Raw genomic sequence first — 11,618 nt, 5'->3', positions numbered from 1 at the left:
AGACGCGTCCCTATGCGGCGGATTGACGCACGCCGAAACGACCGACCGGCGGCAGAGGCGGGCGTCCGCTGTGATCCGCCTGTTGACATGCGAGCAGGGCCGCAGAACACTGAGGTGACCCACTTTCGTGCTTACAGGGAGGTCGTCATGGATCGTCATTACCGCACTCGCCGCGCTCTTGGATGTGTCGCGATTGCATTGGGCTTGGGCGCTGTAGGACCGGTTACCGCTTTGGCCGTGCCTCCCGCGGGGGGACAGTGCCTGGGCCCGTGGGTGGAAAACACCACCTTGGTGAACCCGGACAATCCGGGATTCTTTACAATCCGGGATTCTTTGACACCATCGACAAGAACGGGGACGGGGTGATCTGTATCAAGGACTGGACAGGGCCAGACCCGGACCCTGACGTCGGCTTCTTGGCCATTGACAATACGGGGCGACACAACAGGTAGCCGAACGCTCGGCCCCTGCCGACTCCTTGTCCGAGCCGTGGGGTTCGGCGGCTGCCCCCAGGACTCCTGACATAGCGGTGATCTGATCGGCGTGTTTCCTGCGGAATGTGCTGGTGTTGACGGCTCTCATGTAAGATAATCCTTTCGTAGAGTAGTCGGGGTTTCCTCGCACCTCTCCCTGCACGCCAACCCAGGTGCCTACGCGCTGGTCACCTGCGGCCTGTGATGACCCCTGAGGCCCCACACGCAGGTACATCATCCTGGGCGGATCTGACGTAGTCGGCCGCGTACCTATACGCCGGCGACGTAGGCGGTGAGGAAGTGGACGCCGTGGCGGTCGAGGTTGCCGCGGGCTCGGTCGTAGTGCTCGGTGGTTCTGGGGTCAGCGTGACGGGCGAGGATCTGGGCGTCGCGCAGGGGCACGCCGGCGTCCAGGGCGTTGGTGATGGCGGCGTGCCGTAGCGAGTGGGGGCTGATGTGCCTGGGGATCCGCGCGCTCCTCGCGATGCGCTGCACCATCCGGTAGACGTCACGACGGTCGATCGGTCTCCCGGAGAGCGGTCGCAGGATCAGCGGCCCGGTGGTGCGCTCACCGCGGCAGGCCTCCAGGACCCGCAGGACGGGAACGGTCAGCGGCATGGTGGCGGGCTTGTTGCCCTTGCCAACCAGGTGCAGCACCCGGTGGCCGCGCAGGACGTCGGTGTAGTCCTCGATGCGAACGGCCGCGGCCTCGGAGGCGCGCAGGGCGTTGATCCCGAGCAGGTAGGCCAGCGCGCCGTGGTGGACGGAGATCGTCTGGGCGACCTGGAGGAAGCGGATCAGCTCCAGCCGGTCCAGGCCCTGGGTGCGCGACTCGTCCCGGTGGACCTTCGGGAGCCGGGCGTACACGGCCGGGTCGGCGGGGATGGTGCCGTCGATGTGCGCGAACCGGAAGTACCCGCGCACGGCGTGCATCATCGTGTTCACCGAGGAGTCCATCAGGCCGGCGTCCCCGAGGTCACGGATGTAGAGCTCGACGTGCGCACGCTGTATCCCGACCAACGGGTCCAACGCGTTGGTCTCGCACCAGGCGAACCAGCGACCCAGATGTGCCCGGTACAGGGCGTGAGTCGCTCCGGAGTAGCGAGCCAAGAACGAGACCGCTGCCAGTTGCGCAGGGCTCATCGAGGACGGCTGGAACGGCAGTGCCGCGGTGGAGCTGGTCGTGGTGGACATGGTCGCCTCCTGCGGCGACCTCGTAGGGCCACTGTCGACGCCCGCCGCCAGCGCGACGAGGCACTGACCCCAACGACGCTACGGCGCCCGACTCCGCGTCCGCTCGCGGCGGAATGACGCACCGGTCGGACTCGCTGACTCGCGACAAGCGAGTCCGCGGGAAAAGGACGTGCCCACCCGGGTCGCTTACGGATGGGTTACCAAGCTGGCGTAGTACTTGCTTGGATGGTCCCTACTGGAGGCGGCTCCATGTCGGTGATTGCTTATGCTTCTCTCCGTGGCGCAGCAGTCCGTAGGCGTTCCTAATCTTGAAGACGAATCCAATCAAAGTTCCCAGCAGGGCAACAACTCCGACGTACCAGCGAGCGTAAGGATTGGCCCAGTCAATGCCCTCGGCAAAACCACCTGGATCCGGGCTCGCCCGTGAGACCTGAGTCAAAATCCACTCTTGATAGTCGATAACATAGTTCAGCACATAGAAGTTCACGACTGCAATCGCCAAGGCGCCGACACCACCAATCTTGAGCCCGAGGTCCCTCAGGCCGATCCAGCAGATTGAGCCGAGACCTACAGCGAAAGCGATTGCCCCCGTGAAGGCGATGAACTTGACGATCGTCTCGAACCACACCATAGGAAGGCCCAAGAGTAGGCAAAGGAGAAAGGAAAGGCGGGCAAGCAACACGCTGAGCACGAGGTCGCCAACTGCAACGCCCGCGAGCTTCGGTAGCAGTCTCCATTGCCCAACACGCAATAGATACGCGTCCCACAGGCGGGAAGCCTCCCTCCAACTGCCCCACGCGCGCTTTACCATACCCTCTCCCGCAACGCAAATGATTCTTCAACGCTTAGTGCCGCAAACAGGCGCCGAGTGGCGTTGGGGTAGGTGGGGCGGCAGTAAGAGCGACGCCTGCGGCAGGTGCGGCCGCTTGCCGGGAGGCTTGCCGTGCGGTGACCGTCGACGGGCGCTGTGCATTGAGCCATGCCGAGATGCTAGAGACGGGCTCCGACAAGCCCTGCCACCCGAGCGTCGACCGTTGGCCTGCACGTGCACGAGAGGACAGCATCGGCTGGTCCCCCTCGACCGGCCACGCATGCCACTTGCGGCGAAATGACACGCCGAAGTTCGGTGGCGGGTGCTCATTCGGGCCTGACACCGCACGGCGCGTGGGTGTGGCACGGAACTTAAGTCGCTGATTGACACAACGAACTGATACGCGCTAGGACGGCAGCCCATGTGCGGGCACTACACTTGCCTGATGGGATGGGATGTCACCGAGGCAGCAACTGCCCACAGTACGCTATCTGGCGTCCTGGCAAGCATCATCTTGGTGCTGATGTCGATTATTGCTGAGCGGTCCTGGAAGGCTGCCCCCAACTCTACCGAAGGCGACAAGACGAGAATCGCGCAGGTCCTCAAACTCCTGCTAATGGCCTGCGTCTTCTTGATACTCGCCGCCATCATCTGGGGCGGCCTAACTGGGCATCCTAGCCTCAGTGACCTTGGCGAATTTGCACGGGAGTCTCAGGACTCAGACCTGCTCTCTCGAGCAGTAGCGCGAAGCAGCGCAGTCGGGGCCATGGCGGTTATATTAATGGCGGCTGGGGCGTTAGCCCTCTTCGCTGGTGCGCTTGAAGCGATGGGAAGGACGCCGACATTTGGCTCTGACCGACTTCTGGCTGAGGTATTCATGGCACTCGTCGCTTTCGCTGCCTACGAGGTATCCGTATTCACAGTGTTCGCACTCAACGCCTACGGGATCGAGAGATCGATCGTCCCGACCTCCTTGTATGTCTTCGTTGTCGTTTGGCTCGGATGCCGCGGCAGCACTCGCGTGGTTCGAACCTGGAAGACTCCACCTAGTGTAAGGGAGCGCACTCTCTTGCGGCGCCTTCGCATGTGCGGCGTTACGACCGGTGGGTTCGTTATCTGTGCCTATATTCTTTCTCCAGTACCGTCGGCACTGGAGACCTTCCCTGAGTTTGGAAGAGTCGACTCATTGTCCTTGATCTTCCTAGTAGCCGCAGGGCTAGCGTTCTGCCTTTATGGAATCGCGATAGCGAACTTCGTTAGAACGTCTGGGCTCGAGCACTGAACGCCACTTTGAGTGTGGCAGAGGGCCACCGTCCATCACCGGTCGCCCCCACAAGGCAAGCTGCTACGCGGACCAATTCCTGCTTCGCTCGCAACGGCCGAGCAGGCGGACCCAAACTGGCTGCAATGGGGAAGAGCAGTTAGTCGCGGCGGAATGACGCACCGATGACGAGTCGCCCGAGACCGTGCCCTGGGGGTGTGTCGGTCCGCAAGACTACCGTTTGACAACATCGGGAGGGCCGCCGACCGATATCCATGTTCCGGCGGCGAGCGAGAAGGCGAGAATGATGGATAAGACTGCTTTGAAAGCACGGCTTAGGGGCACCGACCAGTTCAAGTTGCTGGCAGCCGTAGCTGAAGCCGTGGGCGACAACCCGGGAGACGAACCTAACGAGTACGTTTCTACCGAATCTGCAGGGAAGTCGGTGGGGCTCGGTACTCGCGACGTGATGGAGCACACGAGAGACCTTGAGGCCCTCGGTCTTCTCCGGTCAAGCGGCCGGATGAGTGGCGGTCACCAACCAACGGCGATGGGGAGGACGGTTGTGAGGGAACTGCAGGAATCGCAGGCGACCGGTCAGGACCGCTACGACCACACGGCTCGTGAGATCCTGCGCCACATGGCCGAGAAGGGCCAGGACGTCACGTGGACCGAGGTCGCTTCATGGAACCTGCACATGCCCGGGCTACCGGAAGTCACGGAGCAGGAACGCGAAACGTGCATGAAAGTCCTCGAATCTCAGGGGTATATCCACGGGTTCCACAGCGCCCAGCAGGACTTCGTGCGAACCAGGCTGGAACCGAAGGGTCGAGTAGTCCTTGGTAGGCCTGACGTGTCGCTGACCGGTTCGCTGTTCTCGGGTTCATCGTCGGTGACGTACGACCAGCGCAGCGGAGTACATGGCTCGTTCACGAACCATGGCGGGAACGTTCAGATCGGCGATCAGAATGTAATGGTCGCTCCGATCAGCAACGACCAGAGGCAGCAAGTTCTGGCCGACGTCCAAGCGGTGCGGGCCTTGCTAGATGCCAACCCGGAGTATGACGCGACAGCCCGTGCGAAGGTAGTTGAGAGTCTGGACGAAATCGAGGCGGAGGCGAACGGCCCTCGCGACCCGGGTGTGATCAGGCGACTCGCGGAGAACGCGTCCGGCGCGGCGGTGGCCGCGCTCGGCTCATCTGGCGGGATCGCGATCGCGGAGGCCTTGGGCAGACTGCTGACTACGCTCGGCTGACCAACTGAGAGGACGACTGCCCTCCGGTGGTTTGGGGGGGCCGTTGTCGTGCTTGACGACAACATTTCTCATTGTTCTTTCGAGTTAGGAATTCGGGAACTTTAATCGACTGACGGCACTTGGTCGCAGGCGTCCCGGGGGCTGCCTCGGAATGTGAACGTTGGAGCCTCCGCCTAATGTGGACCCATTCCTAGCTGTCCTCGGCGAGGTCGTTCTTAGCCCATTCTGGGCGGAAGGACGCGTCCCATAGTGGGCGGAATGACGCACCCTCCTCGCGTGTATCGGGCGGTCGGGTGGGAGTTCTTGCAGAGCCCCAGGATCAGAGGCCACCCTGCCTGCTCAAGCGCGGGGCACCTCGACCATGACCGCCGTGCCCTGGCCCACCCCGATGCACGCGGCGGCCACGCCGACGCCACCGCCGCGCCGACGCAGCTCTCGTGCCAGGTCGACCACGACGCGCGGTGCGCTCGCGCCAAGGGGATGCCCGATCGCGATCGCGCCGCCGTTGACGTTGACGATCGAGGGGTCGAGCTCGGGCAGGTCGTGCAGGACCGAGAGCACCATCGCCGCGAACGCCTCGTTGACCTCCCACAGGTCGACGTCGTCGAAGCCGACCCCGGTCCGCTCCAGCAGCTGCCGCACCGCCGGCACCGGCGCCACCGCGAAGAGCTCGGGCGAGAGCGCGACCGTCCGCGACCCGACGATCCGCGCGAGCGGCTCCACGTCCAGCTCCTCGGCGACCTCTGCCGTGCCGACCAGCGCCGCCAGGGCGCCGTCGTTGATCGGCGAGGAGTTGCCGGCCGTGACCGTCCCGTCCGGCGTGAAGGCCGGCCGCAGGGCGCCGAGGGTCTCCATCGAGGCCTCCGGGCGCAGCGACTCGTCGCGCTCCACGCCCTCCAGCGGTACGACGAACCCGTCGTGCAGGCCTGCCTCGAAGGCGGCGTGGACGCGCTGGTGGGAGCGCACGGCATACTCGTCCATCTCCTCCCGGTCGATGCCCCGAGCGGTCGCGACGGCCTCCGCGCTGGCGCCCAGCGACGCCGTCCACGCCTCGGGGAAAGCGGGGTTGACCATCCGCCACCCGACCGTGCTCTGGTGCAGCTCCATCCGCCGGGGGAGCGCCTCGTCAGGCTTGGGCAGGACGTACGGCGCGCGGCTCATCCCCTCCACGCCGCCGGCGACGACGAGCCGGGCGTCGCCGACCGCGACGGCCCGGGCGGCCTGGACCAGCGCCTCCGAGCCGGACGCGCACAGCCGGTTCGTCGTGGCGCCGGGCACCGTGACCGGCAGGCCCGCCAGGAGCGCGGCCATCCGGGCGACGTTGCGGTTCTCCTCGCCGGCGCCGTTGGTGTTGCCGTAGTAGACGTCCTCGATCCTCGCCGGGTCCAGCCCCGGGTGGCGCGCCACGAGCTCGCGCAGCGGCGTGGCCGCGAGGTCGTCGGTGCGCACGTGGGACAGGCCGCCGCGCAGCTTGCCGAACGGCGTGCGCACGGCGTCGAGGAGGAACACCTCTTGTCCGAGCATGAGTCCATCTTGCCGTGCACACTGGGCGGATGAGCGAGCTGCTCCGGTATGGCGTGCACGATGACCAGGTGCTCGAGCTCCACGAGCCCGGACCGACGGCGCACGGCGACGGCCCGACGGGCGTCGCGGTGCTGGTGCACGGCGGCTACTGGCGGGCGAGGTTCACCTGCGATCTCATGGCCCCGATGGCCGCGGACCTCGTGCGGCGGGGCTGGGCGGTGGCCAACGTGGAGTACCGCCGCGTCGGTGCCGGCGGCAGCTGGCCGGTGATCCTCGACGACGCCCGCGCCGGGGTCGACCTGGCGGTGGTCACGGCCAGCGAGCGCGGGTGGTCCGGTCCGGTGGTGACGGTCGGCCACTCGGTCGGCGGGCAGCTCGCCCTGCTCACGGCGGAGCGCGGCGTCGACGGGGTGGTGGCGCTCGCGCCGGTCACCGACCTGCCCCGGACCCGCCGGGAGCACCTCGGCGACGACGCGGTGGAGGAGCTGGTCGCCGCCTCGCCCGGCCAGGAGGAGTCGCTGCTGCGCGACGGGTCCGCGCTCGGCCAGCTCCCCGTCGGCGTGCCGGTCCTCGTCGTGCACGGCGACGCCGACGTGCGGGTGCCCCTGGCCCACAGCCAGGACTACGTCGCGGCGGCCCGCTCCGCCGGCGACGACGTGGAGCTGCGCACGCTCCCCGGCGTCGACCACCTGGCGCTCATCGCGGCGGACGCGCCCTGGTGGGAGGACACCGTCGCGTGGATGTCGGCGCTCCGGCCTCGACGCCGTCAGCACCTTGCCGGTCAGAGCATGACGCGCTGGGACTTCAAATACGACTGGGCCGGCCCGCTGGGTGCCCACCAGATCGCGGACCTACGGGCACTGGTCGATGTGAGTGACCCGGCGGTGTCGTCCGCCGTCGAGCGGTGGCTGAAGGTCCTGGAGCGCGTGTCGGTGACCCACCTGCCTGGTGAGGTCTACGGCCTCGGCGGTGCGAAGGTCACGGTCGAGCGCGAGGTGGACGGAGAGCTGACCCTTGCGCTGCGCTCCGGAGGTGACGACGCCTTCGACTCCATCGGGTCCGCCGCCGACGCCCTGCACGACGCCGTAGCCGACGGCGGCGGTGCGCGCATCCGCTGGATCGAACTGCCCTACGAACCAGCCTTCACCTAGACCACTGGTGGCTGCGTCGATCTCGTGGCGTCCGGTGACGATCTCCGGCCCAGCGCCCGGCGTCCTACGAGCAGGCCGCCTCCCGCAGCGCCGCCAGCCCGGCCAGGTCGCCCTCGCCGAGCTCGCTCTGGCCGGAGTTCTCCGCCGCCATGAGCTGCGTCGTGTCCTCGGTGTGGCCCAGCCCGAGCACGTGCAGCAGCTCGTGGACGAGCAGCACCTCCAGGTCGATGCCGCCGAAGCCCAGCCAGCCGCCGTCGTCGGTGTCCACCACCACGGAGCCACCGACGGCACGGCCGCCACCACCGGGCCCGGTCAGGTAGGTCGACCCGCCCAGCCCTGCCACCGTGCCCTCCAGGCCGGGCACCTCCTCCTCGTCGGCCCAGCCCAGCAGCACGGTCCGGCGGTGCCGGTCGTCGAAGTCCCGGTCCGTCGTCTCCCCGGTCACCTCGAACGTGAAGCCGCTGGCCTCGTTGACCCGGGCGACCGCGGAGGTGAGCGGCTCGGCATACCCCCTGGGTGCCCCCTCGGGGTTGACCTCGATCTCGATGCGGGCGTCGCAGCCCCAGGTGACGGGACTGCCGGAGGAGGAGGTGATCATGAACGAGTAGCCCTCGCCGCCCGAGCCGGCCTCGCCGTCGTGCGGGTCCACGACGGTGGCCTCCCACAGGTCGGCCAGGTCCATCTGCGGCGAGGCTGCGACGGCGCCCACGATGACCGCCCCGACGACCACGAGGGTGCCGAGCACGGTCGCGCACCCGGCCCTGCCCTCGCTCCTGCCCATCGTCCCAGTGTCGCCGCCGCCGGGTGGGCGGCGCTCAGGTGCCGATCCGCGCCTGGGCGTCGAGGCGCTGGAGCAGGTCGTGCGCGGCCAGCTCCACCGCCTTGTGCCGCCACTGCGCTGCCCGGAACACGCAGGCGATGAGCGCCGAGCGGTGCACGCGCCGGAAGTCGCCGTACCCGAAGGCGTAGCGTCCCTTGGTCAGATCGGTCGCGCCTACGGTGAGACCGAGGTGCCAGGCGGCGTACTCCTCCATGCTGTGCCGCTCCAGGTAGGCGTTCTGCGCTGCGGCGTCCGGCTGGACCTCCGACCACTCGCTGTCCAGGACGTACTGCCGCGCCTCGATCAACCCCCGGCAGCGCGCCACGCCCGCCTCGTTCACCTCGTAGGTGGCCATCCTCACATCGTGCCTGCCCTACCGGTCCCGCGCCAGACGGGGCAAGGTAGGGACATGAGCACCGACGCCACCACCGCATACCGGGCAGCCCGTGACCAGCTCCTGTCGCTCCAGGGCGACCCGGAGCGCGCGCGTGCCGAGTTCCGCTACCCCGACGTGGGGAGGCGCTTCAACTGGGCGGTCGACTGGTTCGACGCGTTCGCGCGTGGCAACCACGGGCCCGGGCTGGTGATCGTCGAGGAGGACGGGACCGACCAGACGCTGACCTTCGACCAGATCGCGCACCGCTCCGACCAGGTCGCGGCCTTCCTCGCGGGGCTGGGGGTGGGCAGGGGCGACAGCGTCATCGTCATGCTCGGCAACCAGATCGAGCTGTGGGACACGATGCTCGGCATCATCAAGCTCGGCGCCGTCCTCATGCCGACCACCACCGCGGCCGGGCCGGCCGACCTGCGCGACCGGATCGAGCGGGGCGGGGCCAAGGTCGTGATCGCCAACCCCGCGGACACCGCCAAGTTCGAGACCGTCCCGGGGGACTACCTCAGGGTGAGCGTCGGGGAGGTGGAGGGGTGGACCGACCTGCGCACGGCCTACACCCTCGACGCCGCACCGACCGTGCACCCGGGGACGGGACCGGACGACCGGCTGCTGCTCTACTTCACCTCCGGCACCACGAGCCGGCCCAAGCTGGTGGAGCACACCCAGGTGTCCTACCCGGTCGGGCACCTGTCCACGATGGCGTGGCTCGGCGCGCGGCCCGGTGACGTGCACCTCAACATCTCCAGCCCCGGCTGGGCCAAGCACGCCTGGTCCTGCTTCTTCGCGCCGTGGATCGCCGAGGCGACGGTGATGGTCTACAACTACTCCCGCTTCGACGCCGCTGCGCTGCTGAAGGTGCTGCGGGCCTACCGGGTGACGACCTTCTGCGCGCCGCCGACGGTGTGGCGGATGCTCATCAACGCCGACCTGTCCGGCGGGCCGGGCGCGCTGCGCGAGGTCATCGGCGCCGGCGAGCCGCTCAACCCCGAGGTCATCTCCCAGGTGAGCAAGCACTGGGGCCTGACGCTGCGGGACGGCTACGGGCAGACCGAGACGACCGCGCAGATCGGCAACATGCCGGGGGACCGGGTCAAGCCGGGCTCGATGGGCAAGGCGCTGCCCGGTATGCCGTGCGTGCTGGTCAGCGTCGAGACCGGCGAGGTCGTCGAGGGGCCGGGGGAGGGCGAGCTGTGCCTGGACCTGTCGGCGCACCCGGTCGCGCTGATGACCGGCTACCAGGGCGACGACCAGCGCAACACCGAGGCGATGGCCGGCGGCTTCTACCACACCGGTGACGTCGCCCAGCGGGACGCGAGCGGGATGGTCACCTACGTCGGACGCACCGACGACGTGTTCAAGGCCAGCGACTACAAGATCAGCCCCTTCGAGCTGGAGTCGGTCCTCATCGAGCACCCGGCGGTCGCCGAGGCCGCGGTCGTGCCGACCCCCGACGAGGTGCGCCTCGCGGTGCCCAAGGCCTACATCGCGCTGGCGCCGGGCCACGAGCCCACGCGGGAGACCGCCTACGCGATCCTCAAGCACGCGCGCGAGCACCTGGCCCCGTGGCAGCGGGTGCGGCGGGTCGAGTTCTACGAGCTGCCCAAGACGATCTCCGGCAAGATCCGCCGGGTCGAGCTGCGGGCCCGCGAGGAGGAGCTCGCCGCCGAGGCCGTGCGCCCCGGGACCGTCGGGGCGGTCACCCAGGAGTACCGCGACTCCGACTTCCCCGAGCTGCGCGGGCAGTAGGTCGCGCGTGACGGACGACTCCGAAGTGCTCAGCCCCGAGGCGGTCGAGCTGCTGGCGGCCGCCCCGGTGCGGCCCGAGCGCGCCGAGCTCTCGGTGGAGGAGAACCGCGCCGCCATGCTCGAGGCGATCAGCTCCTTCGGGCCGGGCGCGCAGCTGTGGTCGGTGCGCGACGACGAGGTGGCCGGCAGGTCCGGTGCGGTGCCGGTCCGCGTCTACCTCCCCGCGCCGGACCCGTCTGGCGTGCTGGTCTTCCTGCACGGCGGCGGCTGGGCGCTCGGCGACCTCGACACCCACGACGCCCTGTGCCGCGACCTGGCCGACGGGGCGGGCTGCGCGGTGGTCTCCGTGGACTACCGGCAGCCGCCCGAGCGCCCGTTCCCGGCCGCGGTCGAGGACGTGCTCGACGTCGTCGGGGCGCTGCTGGAGGACCGCGCCGGCCTCGAGCTCGACGGGCTCCCGGTCGCCGTCGGCGGGGACAGCGCCGGCGGCAACCTCGCGGCGGTGGCGGCCCAGCAGCTGCGCGGCCATCCTCGTCTGCTCCACCAGGTGCTGCTCGTGCCGGTGACCGACGCACGGCCCGAGGAGTGGGGCAGCTACGCCCGCTTCGGGCACGGTCCGGCGCTCACCCGGCGCGACATGGACTGGTACTACGAGCAGTACCTCCCGCACGGCACCGACCCCGACGACCCCCTGCTCGCGCCGCTGCGCGCCGCCGACCTCTCCGGGGTCGCTCCCGCGACCTTCGTCACGGCCGGGTGCGACGTCCTCCGCGACGAGGGCGAGGCGTATGCCGCGCGCCTCCGCGACGCCGGCGTCCCCGTCGGGGTGCACCGCGCCGCCGGGATGTTCCACACGTTCCTGCTCTACGGGGACCGGCTGGCCGCGGGTCGGGAGGCGCGGGGGTATGTGGTGGAGCGGCTCAGGCAGGCGCTCACCGGGTGACCCGGTCGCCGGGCGGGCGCAGGTAGGGTTGGCGCTGCCGGTCCGG

General features: G+C 68.7%; 10 protein-coding genes. 5 read left to right on the top strand and 5 right to left on the bottom strand.

Translation table 11 applies throughout. From position 1 onward, the window contains the following. Positions 1-743: 743 nt before the first annotated feature. On the bottom strand, positions 744-1,667 hold the full coding sequence (locus tag DV701_RS11040; RefSeq protein WP_114928353.1) for a tyrosine-type recombinase/integrase: 924 nt from the start codon (positions 1,665-1,667) through the stop codon (positions 744-746). A gap of 232 nt (positions 1,668-1,899) precedes the next feature. Beyond that, positions 1,900-2,298, bottom strand: a complete 399-nt coding sequence (locus tag DV701_RS11035; protein ID WP_162802977.1) for a hypothetical protein — start codon at positions 2,296-2,298, stop codon at positions 1,900-1,902. A 625-nt stretch (positions 2,299-2,923) separates the two neighbouring features. Between DV701_RS11035 and DV701_RS18255 the strand changes: the two genes are divergently transcribed. Both DV701_RS18255 and DV701_RS11025 read left to right on the top strand, forming a co-directional pair. After that, on the top strand, positions 2,924-3,760 hold the full coding sequence (locus DV701_RS18255) for a hypothetical protein (RefSeq protein ID WP_162802976.1): 837 nt from the start codon (positions 2,924-2,926) through the stop codon (positions 3,758-3,760). A 283-nt stretch (positions 3,761-4,043) separates the two neighbouring features. Next, a complete protein-coding gene (locus DV701_RS11025) occupies positions 4,044-4,994 on the top strand; it encodes a hypothetical protein (RefSeq protein WP_162802975.1) in 951 nt (316 codons plus the stop codon). 339 nt (positions 4,995-5,333) lie between these two features. On the opposite strand, the gene DV701_RS11020 is transcribed toward DV701_RS11025, so the two are convergent. After that, positions 5,334-6,518: a thiolase family protein gene (locus tag DV701_RS11020; RefSeq protein WP_114928349.1), complete on the bottom strand. Its 1,185-nt coding sequence runs from the start codon at positions 6,516-6,518 to the stop codon at positions 5,334-5,336. A gap of 29 nt (positions 6,519-6,547) precedes the next feature. Between DV701_RS11020 and DV701_RS11015 the strand changes: the two genes are divergently transcribed. Next, positions 6,548-7,669, top strand: coding sequence for an alpha/beta hydrolase family protein (locus tag DV701_RS11015; protein WP_114928348.1), 1,122 nt, complete (start codon positions 6,548-6,550; stop codon positions 7,667-7,669). Between the two features lie 64 nt (positions 7,670-7,733). On the opposite strand, the gene DV701_RS11010 is transcribed toward DV701_RS11015, so the two are convergent. Together DV701_RS11010 and DV701_RS11005 are read right to left on the bottom strand one after the other, a co-directional pair. Beyond that, complete coding sequence (locus DV701_RS11010) at positions 7,734-8,450, bottom strand: matrixin family metalloprotease (RefSeq protein ID WP_162802974.1); 717 nt, start codon at positions 8,448-8,450, stop codon at positions 7,734-7,736. A gap of 34 nt (positions 8,451-8,484) precedes the next feature. Beyond that, positions 8,485-8,844, bottom strand: coding sequence for a hypothetical protein (locus DV701_RS11005; protein WP_114928346.1), 360 nt, complete (start codon positions 8,842-8,844; stop codon positions 8,485-8,487). A gap of 54 nt (positions 8,845-8,898) precedes the next feature. Here DV701_RS11005 and DV701_RS11000 point away from each other — a divergent pair, with 54 nt between their 5' ends. Beyond that, on the top strand, positions 8,899-10,629 hold the full coding sequence (locus DV701_RS11000; protein WP_114928345.1) for an AMP-binding protein: 1,731 nt from the start codon (positions 8,899-8,901) through the stop codon (positions 10,627-10,629). A 7-nt stretch (positions 10,630-10,636) separates the two neighbouring features. Continuing rightward, positions 10,637-11,572, top strand: a complete 936-nt coding sequence (locus DV701_RS10995) for an alpha/beta hydrolase (RefSeq protein WP_162802973.1) — start codon at positions 10,637-10,639, stop codon at positions 11,570-11,572. The last annotated feature ends 46 nt before the right edge of the window (positions 11,573-11,618 follow it).

Origin of the sequence: Ornithinimicrobium avium (assembly GCF_003351765.1) — a bacterium.
Taxonomy (GTDB): domain Bacteria; phylum Actinomycetota; class Actinomycetes; order Actinomycetales; family Dermatophilaceae; genus Ornithinicoccus; species Ornithinicoccus avius.
Note: the sequence above shows the minus strand (reverse complement) of the source record. Positions and strands in the feature narration are given on the sequence as shown.

Coding starts and splice junctions, on each gene's coding strand:
- DV701_RS11040 (WP_114928353.1), bottom strand. CDS start 1,667: ATGTCCACCACGACCAGCTCCACCGCGGCACTGCCGTTCCAGCCGTCC.
- DV701_RS11015 (WP_114928348.1), top strand. CDS start 6,548: ATGAGCGAGCTGCTCCGGTATGGCGTGCACGATGACCAGGTGCTCGAG.
- DV701_RS11000 (WP_114928345.1), top strand. CDS start 8,899: ATGAGCACCGACGCCACCACCGCATACCGGGCAGCCCGTGACCAGCTC.
- DV701_RS11020 (WP_114928349.1), bottom strand. CDS start 6,518: ATGCTCGGACAAGAGGTGTTCCTCCTCGACGCCGTGCGCACGCCGTTC.
- DV701_RS11010 (WP_162802974.1), bottom strand. CDS start 8,450: ATGGGCAGGAGCGAGGGCAGGGCCGGGTGCGCGACCGTGCTCGGCACC.
- DV701_RS18255 (WP_162802976.1), top strand. CDS start 2,924: ATGGGATGGGATGTCACCGAGGCAGCAACTGCCCACAGTACGCTATCT.
- DV701_RS11025 (WP_162802975.1), top strand. CDS start 4,044: ATGATGGATAAGACTGCTTTGAAAGCACGGCTTAGGGGCACCGACCAG.
- DV701_RS11035 (WP_162802977.1), bottom strand. CDS start 2,298: ATGGTGTGGTTCGAGACGATCGTCAAGTTCATCGCCTTCACGGGGGCA.
- DV701_RS11005 (WP_114928346.1), bottom strand. CDS start 8,844: ATGGCCACCTACGAGGTGAACGAGGCGGGCGTGGCGCGCTGCCGGGGG.